The following is a 21,813-nucleotide window of genomic DNA, read 5'->3' as shown; positions in this document are numbered from 1 at the left end:
TTCAGACGATTTAACGAAGACAGGGCGTCCTGCCCTGTCCTTCCATCCGGAATGCGGAGCCGACCGATGACGCTCGAAGCGGTGCTGACCGGCCTGCGCGCCTGGTTTGATGCCGCGCTGCCCGATCACGGCATCTCCGCGCTGATCGCCTTCGCTTTCGTGGCTGGCCTGGCGCGCGGCTTTTCCGGTTTCGGCGCAGCGCTCATCTTCATACCGTTGGCTGGTGCCGTCATCGGGCCGAAGCTCACTTCCCCCGTGCTGCTCTTGATCGACGGGCTTGCCACACTCGGCATGATCCCTGCCGCCTGGCGAGCCGCGGACAGGCAGGAGGTCTTCACAATGGCCGTTGGCGCAGCAATTGGGGTCCCCGCCGGAACAGCAGCGCTGGCGCTTTTGGATCCGCTCGCCCTGCGCTGGGCCATCTCAGGCATTGCGATCGGTTTGCTGGCACTGCTTATTTCCGGCTGGCGCTATCACGGCAGGCCGGTGGCACCGCTCACTGCCGCAATCGGCCTCATCGCCGGCCTCTTCAGCGGTGCGGCACAACTCGGCGGTCCGCCTGTGGTCGCCTATTGGCTCGGGGGTGCCAGCAACTTCACCCGTGTGCGTTCGAACGTCATTCTATACTTCTCGATCTCCACCATCTTCAGCTTCGTCAGCTATTATTTCGGCGGTCTCTTCGTCTCCGCGGTCTTTGCGCTGACGATCACCACACTGCCGGCGTACGCGGTCGGCCTCTGGAGCGGTTCAAAACTGTTCGGGCTCGCGAAGGAAAGCACCTTCCGCATGGCCTGCTACATCCTGATTGCGGTCTCGGCGATCGGCGGCTTGCCCGTCTTCGACAGTCTGCTTCGATAGCGCCCGACTACGATTGCCCGCCCGCCACGAAGGCCATACACTCCCCTGCGAGGGGAATTTCATGATATCGGTTCTGATTGGCATTGCCATCATCGGAGGAACGACCGCAACCGTGCTTGCGGCCTATTATGTCATGTATCTGGTCATGGGCGGTGACCCGGGCGGGCGAGACAGGGAACTGGCAAGTTCTGTCATCACCCGCATTGCCAGCCTGCACGCACTGATACTTGCCCTCGTTTTCGCGCAGGAAATGATTGAATATCAGGCCTTGCGGACGGAAAGCGCGGTGGAAAGCAATGCGGTCGGCGATGTTTTTTATGATGCCGAGCGCTACGGTCCGGAGGCGCAAGCACCGATCCAGAGGGCGCTGAAAGACTATGTCCGCATCGTCATCGAGCAGGAGTGGAGCGAACTCGGGCGCACCGGCGAGCTTTCTTCGGCAGCGTGGGATCAGTGGAACATCGCCTATCTGAAGATTCTCGAACTGGCTCCCACCAATGCCAAGCAGGAGAGCCTGCGCAGCCACATGCTCGAAGAGATCCATATGATCTCGGAATCCCGCGACCGGCGGGAAAACAGCGGCACCGACTCCCTTAGCCCGATCTTCTGGTTCGCGGCGGTTTCGGGTGTGATCTTCACCGCCATCGGCTACTACCCTTACGCGCCCGACGGCCGCAACCTGCTGCTGCTATCGATCTTCGGCATCTTTACCGGCATCATCCTCTTCTTCATCTATGCCTTCTCCAATCCCTACAGTCCGCCCGCCACGCTCTTCCCGACAGCCTTCGAGCGATTGCAGGAGGAGATCAGCGGACCTGATCCGTGAGTAGAACCGATTGCAATCGCGGCCACATGCAAAAGCCTATCGCCTTGCGCTGCATTTTGCGGTAGAAGCAGCACGCTGAAAGCGACATCGGCGCTGCCTGATTAGCGCGCTACCCATTGTTCCGTCCCAACGGGAGGCATTCATGAAAACGATCCTGAGCAACCAAGAAAACAAGATCAACACTCAGGATATCCGTCTTCATGTCCAGTTTGCTTTCACGCGCGAGGAAAAACCCGCCGCGTCTTAACCTTAACTTCTCAACCGCCTCACAGCCCCAAAACAGGCGTCGGCTGCGCCTGTACAAGTTCTTGTCCTATTTCCGGCCGCATCTTCCGCTGCTCATGGCGGATATCGGCTGCGCCATCGTCGTCGCTGCTGCGGCGGTGGCCTTGCCGCTCTGCGCCAACATCGTCATGAGCCAACTTATCGAGCTCAAGGATATCTCTTCGGCCTATTGGCAGATCCTCGGTATGGGCAGCCTTATGCTGGCCATCGTGGCGATCGAGACAGCCGCCATCTTCTTCGTCGATTATCGCGGCCACATGATGGGCGCGCATATCGAGGCCAATATCCGGCAGGAACTGTTCGACCATTGCCAGAAGCTGTCCTTCGGCTTCTACGACCGGCACCGGACAGGACAATTGATGAGCCGCATCGTCGGCGATTCGTTCTGGCTCGGCGAACTCTTCCATCACGGGCCGGAAGACTTGCTGATCGCCATGCTCAAATATAGCGGCGCCATGGCGGTGCTGGTCTTCATCGATCCGCAGCTTGCATTTCTGATCCTGCTTCTAACGCCTTTTGCCGTGGCCTATGCGCTGCACTTCAACCGGCGCATGAGCCGTGCGCTCGATGCGAGCAAGCAGGAGATCGCCGCCGTCAATGAAAGAGTTGAGGATGCGCTGGCGGGTATCCGCGTCGTCCAGTCCTTTGCCAACGAAGATCTGGAGCGGAAGCGCTTTGCCGTCCTGAACAGGCGCTTCCTTCAGAGCCGCGCCGACGGCTATCGCAGCGAAGCCTGGTTCTCTGCCGGCGCGGAGACCTTCGCCCAAATCATCACGCTTCTGGTCATCATCCTCGGCGGGCTGCGCATCCTTGCGGCGGAGCTCACCATTGCCGATCTTCTGACCTTCCTGCTCTGCGTTGGCGTCCTGGTCGATCCGGTCAAGCGCATGGCCAACCTCGCCCGTCTTTGGCAGGAGGGCTATACGGGCTTCGTGCGGGCGATGGAGATCCTGGAGATCGACCCCGACGTGGTGGATCGCCCTTCGGCCGGCGAATTGCACGCGCCGAAGGGAGAGATCCGGCTCTCGCATGTCGATTTCAGCTACGAGGACGGCGCGGAAGTGCTGAGCAATCTGTCGCTGACAATCCGGCCGGGCGAATTCGTCGCACTTGTCGGCCCGTCTGGTGTGGGCAAGAGCACGCTTTGCGCGCTGCTTCCGCGCTTCTACGATGTCACCGGCGGTTCGATCGAAATCGACGGCACCGATATCCGCGATGTAACGCTCGCCTCGCTGCGCCGCCATCTCGGCGTGGTGCAGCAAGATGTCTATCTCTTCGCCGGCACGGTCGCGGATAACCTGCGTTATGGCCGTCCAGATGCGACGGACGAAGAGGTGGAAGCTGCGGCCCGCGCTGCCCATGCACATGAATTCATCATGGCATTGCCGCTGGGCTATCAGACCGATATTGGCCAGCGCGGCGTGAAACTGTCGGGCGGGCAGCGCCAGCGGCTGACGATCGCCCGCGCCTTCCTCAAGAACCCGGCCATCCTCATCTTCGATGAAGCGACGAGCGCGCTCGACAATGAAAGCGAGCGTGCCGTGCAGCAGGCCTTCCTGACGCTTGCCAAGGGGCGCACGACCCTCGTCATCGCGCACCGTCTTTCGACGATCCGCCATGCCGACCGTATTCTGGTGCTCACCGGTGACGGCATCGTCGAGGAGGGCAATCACGACAGGCTGATGGAAAGCGGCGGCATCTATGCCAATCTCTATGGGCTGCAGGCCAGTATCTGAGGACTGAGACGACGACATGCGGAACGATTCGGCAGACGAGACCTGAATTGTTCCGCAAATCGATCAACTAATAGTTCTATTCAGCCGGAGGAAGGAACATCATGACAGTGCTGCGCATCGTCCCGAATATCGCCACCGATTCCATTGAAGAGGTGGGAAATTTCTATTCAAAGCTGTTCGACCTTAATATCGTCATGGATCATGGCTGGATCGTCACCCTTGCGTCCGACCAGCGAGCACTCACCCAGATCGGAATCGCGACGGAAGGCGGATCGGGAGCCGCTGTGCCCGACATTTCGATTGAAGTCGATGATGTGGACGAGATCTATCAACGCGCTGTGACGGGCGGGCATGCGATCGTATATGGGCCGGCCGACGAGCCCTGGGGCGTTCGTCGTTTCTTTATTCGCGATCCCAGTGGAAAGCTGCTGAATATCCTCTCCCATGCGGGCTGATGAGGCTGCGCCTGTTCCTCGCGAACATTCTGACCGGTCAACTGCTGGCCATTTCGGTCTTTGTCGGAAGCTGGTAGCGGTATCCACTCAATAGGTGCATGGGCGATTGTTGCTCGGACGGAAACCGCCGGCGCAGGCCGGGTTGAGCGACGTATCCTCGCCATAGTCATACCGTTCCGTCGATGTGCAGCCCGAAGCAATTGCGGAAAGCGCGATCAGCACGCCGGCCATTACGAACGTGCGAAATCTGCTCATCTGAACACCCCCGTCATAGGATCGCCCATACGCCAGATCATAATCTAGCATGTCACGGCGAAAACAAGCGAGGACTTATCGCATTGATCTCGTTCACTCTTCTGCGATCCGGGAGCAGCTGCCCCCTGCTCAGTCGCGCTCGGCGATAACAGTTGTGCGGGAATATTCGCCGTAAAAACCGCGCCAGTTGGCGACGGCAAAACCGAAGACAACGAGGGCACCTGCCTGGTGCAGCAGGCCCCAATGCAAGGGCACCTCGAGCAGCAGCGTCGTGATGCCGATCGCCGCCTGGATGGTGACGAGCGCAAAGAGCACTACAGTTCGGCGCGCATGGGTGGTCCAGGATGCGGCGCGCAACGCAATCACCATGTTGACGAGCGCCAGCGCAAAGAGCGTATAGGCCCCCAGACGGTGGATGAACTGCACCGTCTTCGGGTTCTCGAACAGATTGATCCAGAACGGCTGCTGGATGAAGAGATCCGAAGGCACGACGGCGCCATCCATCAGAGGCCAGGTATTATAGGTGAAGCCCGCGTCGAGGCCGGCCACCAGCGCGCCGAGATAGATCTGGAAGAGCGAGAAGATGGCGATCGCAGCAGCCCAGCGGTGGGAATTCTTCGTCGGCGCCGGATCGTCCGCATGCGGCGAGAGCCCACGCATGATCCACATGCAGGCGGCGAAGATCAGGCAAGCCATGACGAGATGAGTGGCAAGGCGGTATTGGCTGACGTCGGTACGCACCGCAAGGCCGGAGGAGACCATCCACCAGCCGATGAAGCCCTGCAGGCCGCCGAGCGCAAGAATGCCGGCGAGCGGCCAGCGCAGGCGCTTCTCAATCCGGCCGGTCGCCCAGAAAAAGATCAGCGGCAGTGCGAAGATCACACCGATTCCGCGGGCGATCAGCCTGTGTGCCCATTCCCACCAAAAGATGCCCTTGAACTGCTCCACGGTCATGTCGCTGTTCAGTTGCTGAAATTCGGGGATACGCTGGTAGAGCTTGAATTCCTCTTCCCACTCGGCAGCGTTGAGCGGCGGGATGACACCGTGGATCGGCTTCCATTCGGTGATGGAGAGACCGGAATTGGTAAGCCGCGTCGCGCCGCCCACCAACACGAGACAGAAGAGCGCCAGAAGCACGAAACCCAGCCAGATGCGAACCGCGCGGCGGTTATTGTTCTGCCTACGCACCTCAGTGCGGATCGCCTGCTCCGGGCTCAGGTTCGCGACGGCCATGATCTCTCCTTTTATCCGGCAGTTGATTTGCCCCACCGGCTGATGCAAAACAAGCCCCGAACCTTTGCGGCATGCCGTCGCGCCGGCTCAGTCCCATCCGTTCGAAAGTTATACGATGCCCGTCCGCCTTCGCAAATTCATCGGCACGATCCTGATCATCATCCTCGTGCTTTTCTATGCGATTGTGGCCAATACCATCGCGGTCGCGACGCTCGGCAATGCACCCTGGTGGGGGCATCTGCTTTACTTCGCGCTCACCGGCCTGCTCTGGGTGCTGCCAGCCATGGTCATCATCAAGTGGATGGCCGGTCCGAAACAGCAGTAGGACCCGATTAACGGCGGGATAACCCTGATCTGCGGAAAACCTCGCCCTGACGCGGCCGTTAAACCAAATATACGTCTGCCCGCTCTAGCTTCCTCTGCAGCAATCTCTCGACCGGAGAAAAAACCGTGCAGACGCAGAGGCTCGATGTCCTTGAACAACCGTTCGACGCTGTGGCGCAAGCCGAAGCCGGCATTTCCCGGCTGCGACAACTCAGCGTGAAACTCGCCATGGCCGAACTCGACATCCAGCTTTTCGACAGAATGGAGCCACTCGAAGAGGAATGGCGCGCGTTTGAACGCGACAACCTTTCCTCGCTGCACCAGAGCTATGATTGGTGCGCAGCCTGGGTGGCCGCCTTCCGCCGTCCGCTCGCCATCCTGCGCGGCACGAGCGGCGGCCAAACCGCCTTCATCCTGCCGGTGGAGATCGTCGCCTTGCGCGGTGTGCGGATCGCCAAATTCATCGGCGCTGATCACAGCAATATCAATACCGGCCTCTTCTCGCAGGCCTTTGCCGAAAACAGCGAGAAGGTGGATCACCAACACCTTGCCGACCACCTTCGTGCAGCACTCGCCGGCAAGGCCGATCTGCTTCTCCTGCAGAACATTCCACTAGAGTGGCGCGGCCGCCGCAATATGCTTGCCGGCCTGCCCTTGGTGCAGAACCAGAACCATGCCTACCAGCTCCCGTTCCTCGATACGTTCGAGAAGACGTTGCAGCAGCTGAACGCCAAGAGCCGACGCAAAAAATTCCGGGCGCAGAGCCGGCGGCTCGAAGCCATCGGCGGCTTCGATTATATCGCGCCGGAAACGTCCTCGGAGCAGCACGAACTGCTCGACATGTTCTTCCGTCTGAAAAGCGCCCGCTTCGCCTCGCTCGGCCTGCCCGATGTTTTTGCGGATACGGAAACCAAGGCCTTCCTGCACGGCCTGATCGACAGGGGGAATGGCGACAATTTCGGCCTGCGGATGCGTGCCCTTCGCCTGAAGGGCGACTATGAGGGGCGCATCGCCGCGCTGTCGGGAATTTCCCGGAAGGGTGACCATGTCATCTGCCAGTTCGGCGCGATTGATGAGGATTTGGTTGCGGATACCAGCCCCGGCGAATTCCTCTTCTGGCAGATGATCTCAAGCCTGCATGACAAGGGAGTGGCACTCTTCGATTTCGGCCTCGGCGATCAGACCTACAAGCGCTCCTGGGCGCCGGTCGAAACGGATCATTACGATGTCGTTTTGCCACTCTCCGGCGTCGGCATCGCAGCCGGTGCGGCGCACCGGGCGATCACCCGCGGCAAGGCCTTCATCAAGGCCCGGCCTGCTCTCTACAAATTCGCCCAGAACATCCGGGCGAAAGCCGGGTAAGTAGGCCGCGCAAAAGTGCCCGGCGGCAGCTTAAAGGATCAGGCCGCGTGGCGCGCGGGGCTGCGCATCGCGGCCTCTTCACCACCCGACATCAAAACCACCCGCTCGTAACCGGCGCTCTGGAAGTTCTGCATCAGGCCGACGAAAGCACTCTCGTCGATCTCCGGTAGCGACAGGATGACCTCGATTTCCTTGCTGCGCGTCAACCGCGAAACGCCCGCAACATCGGCCGCGCCGCATTCCACGAGCACAATATCGTAAGCAGAGGACAGTGCATCGAGCAGCAGCGAGAGCCTGTCGACGCCCCGCATCGCGCGGCGCACGTCGCTGACACCCTGCGGGATCAGATGCGCATCGGAAAGCCGGTCGCCGTGGATCGTCTCGCCGAAGGCGGCCTCGCCGCAGAGCAGATCGGTGACGCCGAGTGCCTCGGGATTCTCGGCCATCAATTCGGTCGGATAACCCGAGCCCGTCATGTCGATCAGGATCACGCGGCGTCCGTCATCGGCGAGCAACCGCGCCAAGGCAACGGTTGCAGCAGAGCCATTGTCACCGGTCGGAGATATGGAAACAGCAAGCGGTGCGCGGCTGTCGGCGAGATAGGTCGCGACAGAGGAGACGGAGAATTCGTTTTCGTCGACAGGCGGTTCCTCGGCCGGCTCAGCTTCCGGCTCCTCATCATCGATGGCTGCCGTCAACATGCTGGGCGTGACAAGCTTTGCGGCGGGAGTGGGGGCAGTTCCCGCAGGAATGGGGGCCGCGTTGCCCTGCCCATCTTCCTCCACCCTGTCTTCGATCATGCGAGGTTCGACCGGGCGAAGCGCGCGGCCGCTGAAGAGTTCGGAGAGCATGATGACGATCGCGCTCATGATGAATGTCGCGACGGCGGCAACGATGACGATCGGCACGACCTTCGGGAAATAGGGATCGACCTGCTCGATCGCCTTCGAAACGATACGGGCGTCTGCCGGACTGGAATTGCGGTCGGCGCGGGAAGCAGCCTCGCGATAACGAACGAGATAGGTTTCGAGAAGCTGGCGCTGGGCGTTTGCCTCACGCTCCAGCGCGTTCAGGCCGACTTCGTCCTCGCCTGCCTTGGCACTATTGGCCTGCAGCCTGTCGGACTGCTGCTCCAGCTCCTTTGCGCGCAGATCGGCGACCTTTGTCTCATTCTCGATACTTGCCAGAATCTTCTGCGTTTCCTGGCGGATCTGCGTGCGGATATCGGCAAGCTGGGCCCGCAGACTCTTCAGCCGCGGATGATTGTTGAGCAGACTCGTCTGCAGGTCCGAGATCTGCGACTGCAGGCCGGATTCAGTTGCCTTCAGGCGCTGAATCGACTGCGAGGACATGATGTCGGGCAGCGTGTCGGAAGCTTCGCCCGATGACAGCGCATTGCGCACGGCCTGTGCCCTCGCCTCGGCATTCGCTTTGTCGGTGCGCACGCGGGTAAGCTCCACGGAAATATCGTTGAGCTGCTGTGCGGGAAAGGTCGTCGTGCCATTGGTCTGCAGCAGACCATGAGTGGTGCGGTAGTCGGCGACCTTCTTCTCCGCCTCGTTCACCTTCTGGCGCAGGCTGTCGATCTCCGGTTCCAGCCAGCGAGTGGCTTCCGAATTGGAATCGAGCTTGGCACCGCTCTGGACCGCGAGATAGACTTGTGCCATGGCATTCGGAATGCTGGCGGCGAGCTTGGGATCTTTCGACGTGAAGGTGATACCGATCACTCGCGAACCGGGGACCTGATAGACCTGCAGCCGCTCGGTGAAGGCGTCAATGACGCGCTCCTCCGGCGGATTTTCGAGCGGGTTCTTCTTCAGGTGGAGCTTCACCAGGATATCGCCGAGTGCCGAACCGTTCGCCGCGTCATCGAATTCCGGCAGGTTGTAGAGCTTCAGATTGCTGATGACCTGCTTGATGAGGTCGGCCGATTGCAGAAGCTGCACCTGGCTCGCGATGTTCAGCTCGTCGAGCAGCGGTCCGGCATTGGCGTCAGTCGTCTGTGTATTGGCGAAGGCTGGAGCCCGCGGCTCGATGAGAAGACGCGTTTCACTGCGATATTGCGGCGAGATCATCTTGGCGCCGGCAAAGGCAACAGCCGCACCCAATGCGGTGATCGACAATATTCTCAGACGACGTGCCCAGACCGCGCGCGCAAGCTGGCCGAGGTCGATGTCCACATCCTGATCACTCGCTACGCGGGACATGCTCATACTCCGATACAAACTGCCTCAAGCGTAAACGATCATGGTAACTCAACGGTTAATGGCAATTCCCATCTCAAATGAGGTGCCTCCGATGAAGGAATTGCGGAAATCGGCGGATTTTTTACCAGGCATTAACCCTAATAGATCGATAACGGCTCGACTGAATTATCTTCCTGCGAGCAACCCGGATGCCCTTCGTCCAGCCCAAAATCCTGATGGCTATGAGCCTGGCCGCCACAATGGCTGCATTGGCGGGCTGCACCACCTATCAGCCTGCGCCGAAGGCCTTCAATCAGGCAACGATCCAGCCTTATTCGCTCGACAGCGGCGACCGCCTGCGCATAACAGTCTTCGATCAGGCGACGCTGACCAACACCTATACGGTGGATCAGGCCGGCTATATCGCATTCCCTCTTATCGGCCAGGTTCCTGCCCGCGGCCGCACCTTGCAGCAGCTCTCCGGCCAGATCGCCCAGAAGCTGCAACAAGGCTATCTGCGCGATCCCGACGTCACCATCGATGTCGACCGGTATCGTTCCATCTTCATCATGGGCGAAGTTGGTCAACCCGGCCAGTACGCCTACGTGCCCGGCATGACTGTGCAGAATGCCATTGCAGTCGCTGGCGGCTTTACCAGTCGCGCCAATCAGAGCATGGTCGACGTCACGCGCAAGATCAACGGACAGGTATTGACGGGTCGCGTCAATATTTCGGGCCCGATCGTCGCCGGCGATACGATCTATGTCCGCGAACGGCTCTTCTAGCCGATGGCAGAGCAGAGGCCTCTTCGCATCCTTCACTGCTTCAGGTCGCCGGTCGGCGGAATCTTCCGTCACGTCCGGGACCTGGTGGAGGAGCATAGCCAGGCGGGTCACGAGATCGGCATCATCTGCGACAGTTCGACTGGCGGCGAATACGAGGACCGTCTTTTCGACGATATCCGCCCCTTTCTTTCGCTCGGCCTGACGCGCATTCCTATACGGCGCTCGATCAGCCCGTCAGATGCCATGGTGCTCTGGAACACATTCAAGGAAATCAGGAGCTTGCGGCCGGATGTGCTGCATGGGCACGGCGCCAAAGGCGGCGTGCTCGCGCGGCTTGCCGGCTCAGCCCTGCGGGTCAACAGGTATCGCGTAGCCCGCCTCTATACCGCGCATGGCGGAAGCCTGCACTATTCGCGCGCCTCCCTGCTTGGCCAGTTCGTGCTGCGCATGGAACGGCTGCAGGAATATTTTACCGATGCGCTGGTCTTCATCTGCGAATATGAGCGACAGACCTATTCGACCAAAGTGGGTCGGCCGCTGGTCAAGAACCGGCTGATCTATAACGGCATCGGGGCGCGGGATTTTTCTGACGTTCCGACGCGCTCCGATGCAGTGCACTTCATTTATGTCGGCATGCTGCGCGACCTCAAGGGTCCCGATCTCTTCATCGATGCATTCGCCAAGACCGAGCGCCTGCTCGGGCGACCGCTTTCGGCGCTGATGATCGGCGACGGACCGGACCGCGATCGATACCGCGAAATGATGGTCGAGCGCGGCCTCGGCAAGCGCATCGGCATGCTACCGGCCATGCGCGTGAAAGAAGCCTTCGCCATGGCGCAGAATCTCGTCGTTCCCTCCCGGGCCGAAGCCATGCCCTACATAGTGTTGGAAGGGCTTGGTGCGGGCAAGACCGTGATCGCCTCGCGCGTCGGGGGCATTCCCGAGGTACTCGGCGCCGATAGTCCCGCTCTGGTGACACCGGGAGATTCCGACGATCTGGCGCGGGTGATGGCCGAGGCCCTGACGGTACCCGGCTGGCACGACAAGGTCATGCCCTCTCCCGACGCGGTCCGATCGGTCTTCTCTGCGCCCGTCATGGCCGGCGAGGTGCTGAAACTCTACCGGGAACTCGTAAATCCCGTTGCGGCACAGGCAATCCGGGCCGCCTCGTAAAAGTTTTTTAGGGGCTTCATGTTATCCCGCTCACATCAACGAGCGATGAAGCCCCATGAACAAGCTGGAAAAGAGCGGACAGTTCGACGTGGAAGTCCTGCGCAAGCAGGTCTCCGACACAGAGACGCGCGGCGAGGCCTACACATCTGCGGTCGGCGAAACGCCTGATATCAATCCCTATGCCCGTCAGATTGCCGAACAGTTTCGTGATGGAACCTATTCGCCTGCCATCATCATCGGCCAGTTGCGGCTGCTGGAATTCCTCACACAATTCGTCATCGGCCTTGCCGCCTTCTATTTCGCGCCCGGCGATGGCAACGACACCTTCCTGACGCGGGCCGTCACGGCGGCGATCGTTTCGGCATTGACCGTCGTGGCACTTCAGTTCGCCGATGCCTATTCCATTCCGGCGCTCAGAGCCCGCGTGCGATATCTGCCGCGTGCGGTCGCAGCGTTCGCCATCGCGTTCGTGCTGACGGCAGGCGTTTTCTCGCTCTTCCTCGGCCTCGGTACTGCGACTGCGGCATCCTATGCTATCTGGTTTATTGCAGGCACGCTCTTCCTGGTTGTCGAGCGCTTCCTGGTGGCACAGGGCATACGCAACTGGGCGCGCAACGGCATCATGGAACGCCGCGCCGTCATCGTCGGCGGCGGCGAACCCGCCAAGGAACTGATCCGTATGCTGGAGCAGCAGGCGGATAACGATATCCGTATCTGCGGCATTTTCGACGACCGCGGCGAGAAGCGCTCGCCGATCATGGTCGCCGGCTATCCGAAGCTCGGCACGGTGAGTGAACTCGTCGAATTCGTGCGGATGACGCGCATCGACATGCTGATTATCGCCCTGCCGCTGTCTGCCGAAGCACGCATCTTCGAACTCTTGAAGAAGCTCTGGGTGCTGCCGGTCGACATCCGTCTTGCGGCCCACGCCAATCGCCTGCGCTTCCGTCCGCGTGCCTATTCGCATGTGGGCGCAGTGCCGATGCTCGACATCTTCAAGAAGCCGATCCGCGACTGGGATTCCGTTGCCAAGCGCGCTTTCGATATCTTCTTCGCCACCATCGCTCTCTGCCTGCTCTGGCCCATCATGCTGGCGACGGCGATCGCCGTGAAGGCGACTTCGGAGGGGCCGGTCTTCTTCATGCAGAAGCGTCATGGCTTCAACAACGAGATCATCAACGTCTTCAAATTCCGCTCGATGTACGCCAACATGGGCGATCCGACGGCGCGGGCTGCCGTCACCAAGGGCGATCCGCGTGTCACCCCTGTCGGCCGCTTCATCCGCAAGTCCTCGATTGACGAGTTGCCGCAGCTCTTCAACGTGCTGAAGGGCGAACTTTCGCTGGTCGGCCCGCGCCCGCACGCCGTGCTGGCTCAGGCGCGCGACCGCGCTTTCGCCGATATCGTAGACGGCTATTTTGCCCGCCACCGCGTCAAGCCCGGCGTCACCGGCTGGGCGCAGATCAACGGCTGGCGCGGCGAAGTGGACAATGACGAGAAGATCAAGTTTCGCACTGCGTACGATCTCTATTACATCGAGAACTGGTCGCTCTGGTTCGACCTCAAGATCCTGTTCCTGACGCCGATCCGGCTGCTCAACACGGAAAACGCCTATTGAGCGCCGTCGCCGCCTCCCATCCGCGCGTGGCCCAGCCGCAACGGCTGACGCTGCGTCTCATCGGCTCGGCGGCGGTCGCTTTCGGGGTCTTTCTTTCCGGCTTCGTCATCGATGAACCAGCACCTTATGAGTTGTGGATGGCAGGGCTGATCGGCCTCTGGTTCATACTCGGCCTGAAGATATCCCGCACGACCGCGCCGCTGATGGCACTGCTGCTCACCTTCAACATCGGCGGCATGCTATCGCTCACGCAGATGCGGGATCTGGCGACCGGCCCGATGTATATTGCCGTCTCCACTTTCCTGGCGCTGACCTCCATCTTCTATGCTGCGATCATCGAGGACAGCCACAAGCGGCTGCCGCTGATCTTCAATGCCTGGAATTTTGCGGCTGTCATCACTTCCCTTCTGGGCATCCTCGGCTATTTCCATGCCTTTCCGGGCTCGGAAGTCTTCACACTTTACGACCGCGCCAAGGGCGCCTTTCAGGATCCGAACGTTTTCGGGCCCTTCCTCGTGCCGCCGGGCCTTTACCTCGTCCATGGCATTCTCGCCGGCAATCTCAAGACGTCACCGATCAAGGCGGGAGCGCTGCTCATCCTGGCGCTCGGCATCTTCCTTTCCTTCTCGCGCGCGGCCTGGGGGCTTTTCGCCTTTGGGGTGGTAGTGCTGATCTTCATCATGCTGCTGAAGGAACGCAGCGGCGCGTTCCGACTGCGGGTGCTGGTCCTGTCGCTGGGCGCGATCATTCTGATGGTGGCCGCGCTTCTGGTCGCGCTGCAGGTTCCCAAGGTCAGCGAGCTTTTCTCCACCCGCGCCCAACTCGTGCAGCAATATGACGGTGAGCACCTTGGCCGTTTCGACCGCCATCGCATCGGCTTCCAGATGATGATGGAACGGCCGCTCGGCATTGGTCCGCTGGTTTTCGGCACCATGTTTCCGGAAGACGAGCACAATATCTGGCTGAAATCGCTGACCACTTATGGCTGGCTGGGCTTCATCAGCTATGTCGGTATGCTGTGCTGGACGCTTTATCTCGGCTTCCGCAATATGCTGCTCGACCGGCCATGGCAGCCCTTTCTCATGGTCGCCTGGATTTCCGTTCTCGGTCATGCTGCAATCGGCAACGTGATCGATATCGACCACTGGCGGCATGTCTATCTGTTGTTCGGCATCGTCTGGGGTTGTGCTGCGCTGGAAGTTCGCCACCAGCGCTCAGGCCGCTCACAAAGACTTGAGAAGTTCGGTAAAAGCGCTAAATTTCCCGCATGATTACAGGGACACAGATACGCGGCGCACGCGCCATGATCGGCATGAGCATCGAGGACCTCGCGGCTCATGCAGGACTTTCCGTCGAAACAATCCAGGCGCTGGAAAACGGCGAATGGACGGGCGAAACGCGCGCCACGATCGACGTGCGCAACACACTGGAAGCGCATGGCATCATTTTCATCGCCAGCGGGAACCAGGACGAAGGCGGCCCTGGCATACGCCTGCGCGCCCGCAGTTCCAACGATGACGGCATAAGGCCGGAAAACCTCAACGCTGCCAACGACGACTGACGGAACCGCCCGATCTCTGAGCTATCCCGTTGGGGACAGCCTGTGTCTAAGACCGCCAGGAACGGTGTAAAGAGCGAGGAGAACCGAGCTTCAAAGATAGGTCTTGGCGAGAACGGTCAGCTTGCCGCTGTCCTTCACGCCCTGCTTGTAAAGCTGAATGAGGGCCGCGCCGATCCGGTCGGCTTCCGGCGTGCGGGGAGCGATGCCACCGTCATCGCAAACCCGGCTTAGAACCTGCGACAGCAGGTCGATATCTTCCGAAAAGAGCGGTAAATCCTGGGGGTGAACTGACGATTTCAACATCGCGCCACATTTCCCTTAGAGGGCACAACGCATCATCATTGTTGCGCAGCCGACGCCCTCCCTGCCAGCCTCATTCGCATTATGCGCGTAGCCCCAGATTTTAGCAACCGCGTAATCATTTCGCCGGGAACAATCTTCTGCCTCATGCGTTGCGGGCGGTTTTAGGAATGAAATGGATGGAGCCGTGAGCGAAAAACGCTTCCCCTCGCCCATGAGAACTAAATTTCCAAGCAGCAGCTTCATTGTCGCAACCGCCTGGGAAGCAGTTGAATATCTCAAACGGTGGCCCGCCAAGCGTGGCCGCAAACATCGCATAGCTCAGCACTGCCTTGATGGACTGAGAAGCGTATGTGCAGCCCAGGTCTCATTCGCGAAGGCTGCTAGGACCGCCGACCTACTGGTGTAAGAACTGAACGGCCGGTCAGAATTCAGCTTAGAATTTCACCCGGCCAGCTGCTGCGTAAAGCTGCGATTGGTTGAAGCCTTCGACAATTACCTTGGCGCCGACTTCGGCCACGTGTGTTTCGGCGAGCTCCGCAAGCGCAAGAGCAACCTCCCCTTCCGGCCAGCCAGCGTTCACAGCCTCAACGGAGAGGGCCTTGAATGCAGCAGCAAGGCTCTGCCGGCAATCCTGTTTGTTATTGCAGATCGTCATAAGCCCGAAATTAAGCTTTCCCACGATTTCTCTTCTTTACACGCTCAGCAGCAGAAAGGCGATAAATTCCAATCACAAATTTGGAATAACGCGGACATCCGCTTCATTCATAGTTATATGTCAGATAAACATGAAATAAATTACCGCTCAAATCGGAAATATTATGGAAAATATTAATAGAATAGTTTACCTTAAATTTAGCATATAAAGAATCGCAACCGAAAATCTATATTCGGCTCGAAAAATGCCGCATCAGCTTAGCGCAGAATCTTTGGAAGGACGGAAGGGTCTCCATTCCGCACCGACATGCGCAAGGATTTTTGCCACCTTGCATACACTTTTTTCGGTATTCATTGCCGGGTTATAAAGGCTCCGGGCCGTACCGAGGGAGACAGGACAAAGCTATCCCTTGGATAAATTCCGTTTTATCATCGTGACGGCATTTTTCCCTTGCGTCCAAAAACCGAAAAGTCTAACAGAAGCAAGCCGTTTCGGCAGGTCGGGGCGTAGCGCAGCCCGGTAGCGCACTTGACTGGGGGTCAAGGGGTCGCTGGTTCGAGTCCAGTCGCCCCGACCATTTAATCCCTTGAAATCTCAGTCATAATATCAGGACGATTTGACATCCGGTCGATGGCTCAAAATGACGCTCCGTGCCGCCGAGCTATGGCCGGTGATATTTTAACCGCTCCACACTCTGCTTGAATTGCCCTAGTGCAATGTACCCCATCGGGCATCCCACTCAACGCCTTCTGAGAGTTCGATCAGGATCTCACTCGCCCCATGCAGGTGGCTGCGGGCGATTTGGAGCGCGGCGGACGGTTCCATCTCCTCGCCGGGAAAAACGCTGTCATCCTTACCCTGGCTCGTCACCTTGCGGACGAAACCGCGGATCTCCTCACCGGAATGGTAAAGCTTGATGACCAGATCGCCCGGCTTTTCCTGACCTTTTTGAAGGCGTCGATAAATAGCCAATCTATCCTCCTGCGCACGGCAATCAGCCGAGTACGTTGAGCCCGCAACCGGTCACCTTTGTTCAAACGTGCCGGTCAGAGAGGCTTCCGCGATCGTGTGTTTCTGTGCCTCCCGCCACATCGCCTGGATGCCCGCCGAAGGCGGGATTGACAGGCTCGGCACATCGAGCGCCGCCAGTCTGAAGTGGTAGTGATGTATGCCGTGGCCCTTGGGCGGCTGGGGACCATCATAGCGGCCATTGCCGAAATCGTTGTCGCAAAAACGCGGCCCTCCATTCGGTGCCGTGTCGCTGCTTTCCGGCAAGGCGTTGCGGTCACCCGGTATGTTGAAGACGCCCCAATGACGAAAAGTTCCGTTCGGCGCATCCGGATCTTCGACGATGAGCGCAAAGCTCCGTGCCGCGTCCGGTGCTCCGGCCCATGTAAGAGGTGGCGCGATGTTTTCGCCGAGCCGCGTATACTTGATCGGAATAGCTACCCCGTCAGCGAAAGCGGAACTCGTGAGTGTGAATGACATGAAGGCCTCCTTAGGCGGTCAGGACCGGCAATGCCTGTTTGCCGTTCCACAATCTGAGGATTGTTTCAAACCTACACGTCCAACATGGGCCGGGCGTCAAAGTTCCCGCTTCGACCGTGCTTGATCGATGAACAGGGAACCTTTTCCGGCAGATGTTGTTCGAATGTCGAGAAACCTGTCCTTACCCACAACCTGAAAGGAAATGCGATGCGCGCCGTCCGCATTCATCGCTTCGGCGGTCCCGAGGTTCTAAAAATCGAGACGGTGGACGAGCCGATCCCCGCCGGTCACGAAGTTGTCATCCGCGTTCTTGCCGCAAGCGTCAATCCGGTCGACGCCAAGATAAGGGAGGGTAAATACCCTGTCGTAACGGAGAAGGAACTTCCCCATGTGCTCGGCCGTGACGTCTGCGGCGAGATCGCCGATCTCGGCGATGACGTTGCCGGCTTCCTAATGGGCGATCAGGTATTCGCCTTCCTGTCGCCGAAAAACGGCGGGTATGAGGAATTCGTAATTGCCGGATCAAATGAAATCGCGATGAAACCGAAATCACTCGATCCGATCACCGCCGCCGCTGTACCACTCGCCGGCATAACCGCATGGCAGGGTCTCTTCGATCACGGCGATCTGCGGCCCGGCCAGCGCGTATTGATCCATGGTGGGGCGGGCGGCGTCGGCCACCTTGCCATTCAATTTGCCAAGGCCCGCGGCGCTTGGGTCGCGACGACGGTATCAGGCACAGACAAGGCCTTCGTCGAAGACCTGGGCGCCGATCAAGCCATCGACTACAAGAGCGAGCGTTTTGAAGACCAGGTCGAACCGGTCGATCTCGTCTTCGACCTCGTCGGCGGCGACACTCAGCAGCGTAGCTTCGATCTCATCAAGCCGGGCGGCGCTCTGATATCGACCCTGACGGAACCCGATGCCGCAGGGGCCGCCCAGCGAAAGATCCGCGTCGGACGCTACACCGCCCAGCCGAGCGGCGCTCAATTGCAGGAGATCGCCGATCTGATTGACGAGGGAAAGGTCAAGGTCGTCGTCGACAAGACATTTGATCTCGGCCAGGTCGCAGAGGCACAGAAAGCCCTTGAGAACACCCATGTTCGCGGAAAACTCGTTCTTCGCGTGCTTGGGTGAACATGCGCACCGAAATGTCCTGAGCTTCGTGCCGAATTGCGACTGCGCCATCTGAGGATTCCACGCAGACTTGCCGGATACAGGAGGTCTCTCATGAACCTAATCCGCGACCGCGACCGCATGGTGGAGCAGCATCTTATCCGCCGCGGTATTCGGGACAAAACCGTCGCCCGCGCAATGCGCATCGTACCGCGGGAGATGTTCGTAGATCCCGGCTTCGAAGAATTCGCCTATGAAGACGCGCCGCTTTCAATCGGCCAGGGCCAGACGATCTCGCAGCCTTTCATTGTTGCGCTGATGATCGAGAAGGCCGATCTCGATGCGGGAGACAAGGTGCTCGAAGTCGGCACCGGCTCCGGTTATGCGGCCGCAGTCGTCAGCCGCATAGCAAGACATGTCTACACTCTCGAACGACATGAAGCGCTTGCCCAACAGGCGCGAGAACGTTTTGCCCGGCTTGGTTACAGCAATATCGACGTTCGCATCGGCGATGGCAGCAAGGGATGGCTCAAGGCAGCTCCTTTCGACGCAATCATCGTCTCGGCCGGGGCGCCGGAGGTACCCCCCTCTTTGAAAGAACAGCTCGATCTTGGTGGACGATTGATCATCCCCGTCGGCCGCAACGACCAGCAGCGTCTCAAGCGCATTACTCGCATCAGCGCGGACGCATTCGAAGAAGAAGATCTTGGCGGCGTACTCTTTGTTCCACTGATCGGCGAGGATGCGTGGACGGCGGCGCATCCGCTCTATACCCCTGCCGCGCGGACCGAAAGAACGCCCGCGCAACTGATCTCAGACACCGCCGAGACATTTTCGTCAGTTGATGACGAAAGCTTCACACGGCTCTTCGATCGCTTTGCCGACAGCCGGGTCGTCCTTCTCGGTGAATCTACCCATGGCACGGCCGAATTCTACCATGCGCGCGCCGCCATCAGCCGGCATCTGATCGAGCGCCACGGCTTCGACCTGATCGCGGTCGAAGCTGATTGGCCGGATGCAGCAGCCGTCGATCGGCTGATTACCGGGCGAGATTTTCCGCAGGGCCGCTCCTTCGAACGTTTCCCCGCCTGGATGTGGCACAATGCGGAATTCGTCGAGTTCGTTCGGTGGATGCGTGCGGAAAACGCCCGGCGGCAGGCATCGCGAGTGGATGCCATCCGCTTTTATGGGCTCGACCTCTACAACATGACGGAGTCCATCCGCATGGTGATCGATTATCTCGATCGCGTCAGTCCTGATGCCGCCGTGGTCGCCCGTGAACGCTATGGCTGCCTCAGCCCCTGGCAGAACAATCCTGTGACCTATGGGCGCGCGATTCTGACCGACGCCTATAAATCCTGCGAGGAGGCCGTAGCGCAACAATGCCAAGAGCTTCTAACCAGGTCTCTCGGCGAGAGTGATAGCGATGATGATGGTTTTCTTGACGCGACACAGTCAGCAAGGCTTTTGGCAGCGGCAGAGCGATATTACCGCATCATGTATTATGGCGGCTCTAAAGCCTGGAACCTGCGTGACACCTACATGGCCGAAACCATCGAGCATCTCCTCGATTTCCATGGGCCGGACGCCAAAATGATCGTGTGGGCGCACAATTCTCATATCGGTGACGCGCGCTTTACCGAGATGTCCGCCGCGCGTGATGAACTCAATCTCGGCCAGCTCTGCCGGCAGCGTTTAGACGGCATGACCAGCCTCATCGGCTGCGGCACACATTCCGGCGAAGTTCTGGCGGCAAGCAACTGGGACGGGCTGGCCGAGAAGAAGAAGATCAATCCGGCACTTGCGGACAGTTACGAGGATCTGTGTCATCAAGTCGGAAAGGAACGGTTTTTCCTCGATTTCGACCGCAACCAGGATCTCCATGCAGGACTTATCGATCGACGGCTTCAACGTTTCATCGGTGTCATCTACAGGCCGGAAACCGAACGCCTGAGCCACTACATGCTGACCTCCCTGCCCCAGCAATACGACGCCTTCCTGTGGTTCGACGAGACCCATGCCTTGACGCCGCTCTACCGGCAAAAAGCTGCCGGAGGCAGTCAGGAAACCTTTCCCTTCGGTCTTTGACGAGTGACAGGCTCATCAAAGTCGCGATCGATTGCCTAGCAGAGATCGGGAAGGCGTGCATCGGCGCTGCCCTCAGCGTGATTCATCCGTCCATATGCGACGCTGGCCGCGGTAGATGTATTGACCGGAGCCTTGGCGCATGTTGTCACGATAATAATCGCGACGATTGCGGTTGCGGTCGTCGCCGGCGCAGCGCTCAGGAAAGCGGCGGCAATCCTGGCGGTTTTGGCGATCGACGCGCGGATTTGTCGGATCGACAGCCATTGCATTACCGGCAAGCATTGCTAAAGCTAGGGCAAGCGCAACCCTGATCATTTTACTCTCTTCGATTTCCTGCAGACCGTTACCGTTGCCTGGAGTTTACCATATGCTGCCAAGCCGCTCACTTCTCATCGGCGTGATCGTGACGCTGGCGTCCTCGCATATCGCATTGGCAGAAAACGTCCAGTTCCGAAACGCCAGGGAAAATGAGATCCGTCAGCTCCTGAAGGGCGCCAGCGACCTGCAGAGGGCCCCGAACGGGTATGAATACCGCAAGGGCAATCCGAACGGCTACAAGATTTCGAATGGCCAGATCTGCGTTCTTTTCCCCAACAAGCAGACGGACTGCATCACCATCAAGACGGATGGCAAGGTGCTGCAGATGATCGACAATCTGGGCAATCGCATCAGGCTCTGAGCCTTGCCGGTCTTTGTCCTACCACCGGACCGAATCCATCCAGCGGGCAGATCCATGTCGGGTGTCGGCTATAAATTCTGCCCCCTCACCGCCAACTTTATAGGGCCGACAAAACAAGCTTTCCATCCGGCGCCACACGCGACTGCCAGGAGGCATAATTGGAAATCGTGAAATGCGGCGTCTCGAAGGGCGTCGTATGGGTTTCGGTAATGACGGCAACATCGGCACCAGCGGCTTCACCGGCGAGAATACCGGCAACCGCATCCTCGAAGACCAGGCAGCAAGCCGGATCGACGTCGAGACGGCTGGCACCCAGCAGATAACATTCCGGACTGGGCTTGCCTGCCGATACTTCCTCACCACTGACGATCATTTTCGGCATTGGGATACCCGCGGCCGCCATACGGCGGCGAGCGAGTTCGATGGGCGCGGAGGTGACGATACCCCAGCGGTCGGTTGGGAGCCCATTCAAGAAGCTGATGGAACCTGGAATCTCGATGATGCCCTCGAAATCCTCCATCTCCTCTTTCAGAAGAAGCTTGGCCTCAGCGATCGGATCAACACCGGGAAGACCGAGCTGACGGATGGCATCGGCTGCGCGAACGCCATGAATGGTCTTGAGAAGGACTTCAGGTTCGAAACCGTGGCGGATAGCCCATTCGCTCCAGACGCGCTCAACAACGGCGATGGAATTCAGCACCGTGCCGTCCATATCGAAGAGGAAGGCATCATAGGTCTTGCCGAGAACGCGATGAGATGAGGACACAGGATGTTCCTTGCGAAGCGGGGCGTCGGGCCTCCGCGACTAACCGAGAGCGGAAGCGGCG

Annotated in this window: 24 protein-coding genes and 1 tRNA gene; 16 read left to right on the top strand and 9 right to left on the bottom strand. The window is 59.4% G+C overall.

Annotated elements, in window-relative coordinates:
- Positions 1 to 66: 66 nt before the first annotated feature.
- The 4 genes from EV281_RS01180 to EV281_RS01165 all read left to right on the top strand — a co-directional run bounded on the left by EV281_RS01180 (position 67) and on the right by EV281_RS01165 (position 4,160).
- Positions 67 to 858 (top strand): sulfite exporter TauE/SafE family protein, encoded by a 792-nt coding sequence (locus tag EV281_RS01180; protein ID WP_132651149.1) that lies wholly within the window; start codon positions 67 to 69, stop codon positions 856 to 858.
- A 61-nt stretch (positions 859 to 919) separates the two neighbouring features.
- Entirely contained in the window at positions 920 to 1,684 is a 765-nt protein-coding gene (locus EV281_RS01175) for a DUF4239 domain-containing protein (RefSeq protein WP_132651148.1), read from the top strand.
- Between the two features lie 200 nt (positions 1,685 to 1,884).
- A complete protein-coding gene (locus tag EV281_RS01170) occupies positions 1,885 to 3,705 on the top strand; it encodes an ABC transporter ATP-binding protein (RefSeq protein ID WP_132651147.1) in 1,821 nt (606 codons plus the stop codon).
- 101 nt (positions 3,706 to 3,806) lie between these two features.
- Entirely contained in the window at positions 3,807 to 4,160 is a 354-nt protein-coding gene (locus EV281_RS01165; RefSeq protein WP_132651146.1) for a VOC family protein, read from the top strand.
- An 87-nt stretch (positions 4,161 to 4,247) separates the two neighbouring features.
- On the opposite strand, the gene EV281_RS30990 is transcribed toward EV281_RS01165, so the two are convergent.
- Together EV281_RS30990 and EV281_RS01160 are read right to left on the bottom strand one after the other, a co-directional pair.
- Positions 4,248 to 4,415: a hypothetical protein gene (locus tag EV281_RS30990; protein WP_165911819.1), complete on the bottom strand. Its 168-nt coding sequence runs from the start codon at positions 4,413 to 4,415 to the stop codon at positions 4,248 to 4,250.
- A gap of 129 nt (positions 4,416 to 4,544) precedes the next feature.
- Positions 4,545 to 5,648 (bottom strand): COX15/CtaA family protein, encoded by a 1,104-nt coding sequence (locus EV281_RS01160; protein ID WP_132651145.1) that lies wholly within the window; start codon positions 5,646 to 5,648, stop codon positions 4,545 to 4,547.
- Between the two features lie 115 nt (positions 5,649 to 5,763).
- On the opposite strand from EV281_RS01160, the gene EV281_RS01155 reads away from it, so the two are divergent.
- Both EV281_RS01155 and EV281_RS01150 read left to right on the top strand, forming a co-directional pair.
- Positions 5,764 to 5,973, top strand: a complete 210-nt coding sequence (locus EV281_RS01155) for a DUF2842 domain-containing protein (RefSeq protein ID WP_132651144.1) — start codon at positions 5,764 to 5,766, stop codon at positions 5,971 to 5,973.
- Positions 5,974 to 6,098: 125 nt separating this feature from the next.
- Positions 6,099 to 7,334 carry a GNAT family N-acetyltransferase gene (locus EV281_RS01150; protein WP_132651143.1) on the top strand — a complete coding sequence of 412 codons (1,236 nt, stop codon included), beginning with the start codon at positions 6,099 to 6,101 and terminating at the stop codon, positions 7,332 to 7,334.
- 38 nt (positions 7,335 to 7,372) lie between these two features.
- Here EV281_RS01150 and EV281_RS01145 read toward each other — a convergent pair whose 3' ends face one another.
- Positions 7,373 to 9,541: a Wzz/FepE/Etk N-terminal domain-containing protein gene (locus EV281_RS01145; protein WP_132651142.1), complete on the bottom strand. Its 2,169-nt coding sequence runs from the start codon at positions 9,539 to 9,541 to the stop codon at positions 7,373 to 7,375.
- Between the two features lie 188 nt (positions 9,542 to 9,729).
- Here EV281_RS01145 and EV281_RS01140 point away from each other — a divergent pair, with 188 nt between their 5' ends.
- From EV281_RS01140 to EV281_RS01120, 5 genes are read left to right on the top strand one after another with little or no spacing between them, the layout of a single operon-like run.
- Complete coding sequence (locus EV281_RS01140; RefSeq protein WP_132651141.1) at positions 9,730 to 10,305, top strand: polysaccharide biosynthesis/export family protein; 576 nt, start codon at positions 9,730 to 9,732, stop codon at positions 10,303 to 10,305.
- Positions 10,306 to 10,308: 3 nt separating this feature from the next.
- Positions 10,309 to 11,478 carry a glycosyltransferase family 4 protein gene (locus tag EV281_RS01135; protein WP_132651140.1) on the top strand — a complete coding sequence of 390 codons (1,170 nt, stop codon included), beginning with the start codon at positions 10,309 to 10,311 and terminating at the stop codon, positions 11,476 to 11,478.
- Positions 11,479 to 11,533: 55 nt separating this feature from the next.
- Positions 11,534 to 13,096 carry an undecaprenyl-phosphate glucose phosphotransferase gene (locus tag EV281_RS01130; protein ID WP_132651139.1) on the top strand — a complete coding sequence of 521 codons (1,563 nt, stop codon included), beginning with the start codon at positions 11,534 to 11,536 and terminating at the stop codon, positions 13,094 to 13,096.
- Positions 13,093 to 14,367, top strand: coding sequence for an O-antigen ligase family protein (locus EV281_RS01125; RefSeq protein WP_132651138.1), 1,275 nt, complete (start codon positions 13,093 to 13,095; stop codon positions 14,365 to 14,367). Before EV281_RS01130 ends, EV281_RS01125 begins: the two co-directional genes overlap by 4 nt.
- Complete coding sequence (locus EV281_RS01120; RefSeq protein ID WP_132651137.1) at positions 14,364 to 14,657, top strand: helix-turn-helix domain-containing protein; 294 nt, start codon at positions 14,364 to 14,366, stop codon at positions 14,655 to 14,657. The genes EV281_RS01125 and EV281_RS01120 overlap by 4 nt, the downstream gene beginning before the upstream one ends.
- Before the next feature lie 90 nt (positions 14,658 to 14,747).
- On the opposite strand, the gene EV281_RS01115 is transcribed toward EV281_RS01120, so the two are convergent.
- A complete protein-coding gene (locus EV281_RS01115; RefSeq protein WP_132651136.1) occupies positions 14,748 to 14,960 on the bottom strand; it encodes a hypothetical protein in 213 nt (70 codons plus the stop codon).
- 172 nt (positions 14,961 to 15,132) lie between these two features.
- Here EV281_RS01115 and EV281_RS01110 point away from each other — a divergent pair, with 172 nt between their 5' ends.
- Positions 15,133 to 15,366 (top strand): DUF982 domain-containing protein, encoded by a 234-nt coding sequence (locus tag EV281_RS01110; RefSeq protein WP_184327104.1) that lies wholly within the window; start codon positions 15,133 to 15,135, stop codon positions 15,364 to 15,366.
- Positions 15,367 to 15,393: 27 nt separating this feature from the next.
- Here the strand turns inward: EV281_RS01110 and EV281_RS01105 are convergent, their stop codons facing one another.
- On the bottom strand, positions 15,394 to 15,615 hold the full coding sequence (locus tag EV281_RS01105; RefSeq protein WP_132651973.1) for a hypothetical protein: 222 nt from the start codon (positions 15,613 to 15,615) through the stop codon (positions 15,394 to 15,396).
- 500 nt (positions 15,616 to 16,115) lie between these two features.
- Between EV281_RS01105 and EV281_RS01100 the strand changes: the two genes are divergently transcribed.
- A tRNA-Pro gene (locus tag EV281_RS01100) sits at positions 16,116 to 16,192 on the top strand.
- A gap of 131 nt (positions 16,193 to 16,323) precedes the next feature.
- On the opposite strand, the gene EV281_RS01095 is transcribed toward EV281_RS01100, so the two are convergent.
- A complete protein-coding gene (locus EV281_RS01095) occupies positions 16,324 to 16,587 on the bottom strand; it encodes a hypothetical protein (RefSeq protein WP_132651134.1) in 264 nt (87 codons plus the stop codon).
- A gap of 51 nt (positions 16,588 to 16,638) precedes the next feature.
- Complete coding sequence (locus tag EV281_RS01090; RefSeq protein ID WP_132651133.1) at positions 16,639 to 17,103, bottom strand: YbhB/YbcL family Raf kinase inhibitor-like protein; 465 nt, start codon at positions 17,101 to 17,103, stop codon at positions 16,639 to 16,641.
- A 207-nt stretch (positions 17,104 to 17,310) separates the two neighbouring features.
- Between EV281_RS01090 and EV281_RS01085 the strand changes: the two genes are divergently transcribed.
- Together EV281_RS01085 and EV281_RS01080 are read left to right on the top strand one after the other, a co-directional pair.
- A complete protein-coding gene (locus EV281_RS01085; protein ID WP_132651132.1) occupies positions 17,311 to 18,240 on the top strand; it encodes an NADP-dependent oxidoreductase in 930 nt (309 codons plus the stop codon).
- A gap of 93 nt (positions 18,241 to 18,333) precedes the next feature.
- Entirely contained in the window at positions 18,334 to 20,307 is a 1,974-nt protein-coding gene (locus EV281_RS01080) for a protein-L-isoaspartate(D-aspartate) O-methyltransferase (RefSeq protein ID WP_132651131.1), read from the top strand.
- A 72-nt stretch (positions 20,308 to 20,379) separates the two neighbouring features.
- On the opposite strand, the gene EV281_RS01075 is transcribed toward EV281_RS01080, so the two are convergent.
- Complete coding sequence (locus tag EV281_RS01075; RefSeq protein ID WP_132651130.1) at positions 20,380 to 20,622, bottom strand: hypothetical protein; 243 nt, start codon at positions 20,620 to 20,622, stop codon at positions 20,380 to 20,382.
- 52 nt (positions 20,623 to 20,674) lie between these two features.
- Here EV281_RS01075 and EV281_RS01070 point away from each other — a divergent pair, with 52 nt between their 5' ends.
- On the top strand, positions 20,675 to 20,986 hold the full coding sequence (locus EV281_RS01070) for a hypothetical protein (protein ID WP_132651129.1): 312 nt from the start codon (positions 20,675 to 20,677) through the stop codon (positions 20,984 to 20,986).
- Positions 20,987 to 21,083: 97 nt separating this feature from the next.
- Here the strand turns inward: EV281_RS01070 and EV281_RS01065 are convergent, their stop codons facing one another.
- Entirely contained in the window at positions 21,084 to 21,752 is a 669-nt protein-coding gene (locus EV281_RS01065; protein ID WP_132651128.1) for an HAD family hydrolase, read from the bottom strand.
- Positions 21,753 to 21,813 lie beyond the last annotated feature (61 nt).

The organism is Rhizobium sp. BK418 (assembly GCF_004341105.1).
Taxonomy (GTDB): domain Bacteria; phylum Pseudomonadota; class Alphaproteobacteria; order Rhizobiales; family Rhizobiaceae; genus Rhizobium.
This window is presented reverse-complemented; position numbering and strand designations above follow the sequence as displayed.

Coding starts and splice junctions, on each gene's coding strand:
- EV281_RS01180 (WP_132651149.1), top strand. CDS start 67: ATGACGCTCGAAGCGGTGCTGACCGGCCTGCGCGCCTGGTTTGATGCC.
- EV281_RS01175 (WP_132651148.1), top strand. CDS start 920: ATGATATCGGTTCTGATTGGCATTGCCATCATCGGAGGAACGACCGCA.
- EV281_RS01170 (WP_132651147.1), top strand. CDS start 1,885: ATGTCCAGTTTGCTTTCACGCGCGAGGAAAAACCCGCCGCGTCTTAAC.
- EV281_RS01165 (WP_132651146.1), top strand. CDS start 3,807: ATGACAGTGCTGCGCATCGTCCCGAATATCGCCACCGATTCCATTGAA.
- EV281_RS30990 (WP_165911819.1), bottom strand. CDS start 4,415: ATGAGCAGATTTCGCACGTTCGTAATGGCCGGCGTGCTGATCGCGCTT.
- EV281_RS01160 (WP_132651145.1), bottom strand. CDS start 5,648: ATGGCCGTCGCGAACCTGAGCCCGGAGCAGGCGATCCGCACTGAGGTG.
- EV281_RS01155 (WP_132651144.1), top strand. CDS start 5,764: ATGCCCGTCCGCCTTCGCAAATTCATCGGCACGATCCTGATCATCATC.
- EV281_RS01145 (WP_132651142.1), bottom strand. CDS start 9,541: ATGTCCCGCGTAGCGAGTGATCAGGATGTGGACATCGACCTCGGCCAG.
- EV281_RS01140 (WP_132651141.1), top strand. CDS start 9,730: ATGCCCTTCGTCCAGCCCAAAATCCTGATGGCTATGAGCCTGGCCGCC.
- EV281_RS01135 (WP_132651140.1), top strand. CDS start 10,309: ATGGCAGAGCAGAGGCCTCTTCGCATCCTTCACTGCTTCAGGTCGCCG.
- EV281_RS01130 (WP_132651139.1), top strand. CDS start 11,534: ATGAACAAGCTGGAAAAGAGCGGACAGTTCGACGTGGAAGTCCTGCGC.
- EV281_RS01120 (WP_132651137.1), top strand. CDS start 14,364: ATGATTACAGGGACACAGATACGCGGCGCACGCGCCATGATCGGCATG.
- EV281_RS01115 (WP_132651136.1), bottom strand. CDS start 14,960: ATGTTGAAATCGTCAGTTCACCCCCAGGATTTACCGCTCTTTTCGGAA.
- EV281_RS01110 (WP_184327104.1), top strand. CDS start 15,133: ATGGATGGAGCCGTGAGCGAAAAACGCTTCCCCTCGCCCATGAGAACT.
- EV281_RS01105 (WP_132651973.1), bottom strand. CDS start 15,615: ATGACGATCTGCAATAACAAACAGGATTGCCGGCAGAGCCTTGCTGCT.
- EV281_RS01090 (WP_132651133.1), bottom strand. CDS start 17,103: ATGTCATTCACACTCACGAGTTCCGCTTTCGCTGACGGGGTAGCTATT.
- EV281_RS01085 (WP_132651132.1), top strand. CDS start 17,311: ATGCGCGCCGTCCGCATTCATCGCTTCGGCGGTCCCGAGGTTCTAAAA.
- EV281_RS01080 (WP_132651131.1), top strand. CDS start 18,334: ATGAACCTAATCCGCGACCGCGACCGCATGGTGGAGCAGCATCTTATC.
- EV281_RS01075 (WP_132651130.1), bottom strand. CDS start 20,622: ATGATCAGGGTTGCGCTTGCCCTAGCTTTAGCAATGCTTGCCGGTAAT.
- EV281_RS01070 (WP_132651129.1), top strand. CDS start 20,675: ATGCTGCCAAGCCGCTCACTTCTCATCGGCGTGATCGTGACGCTGGCG.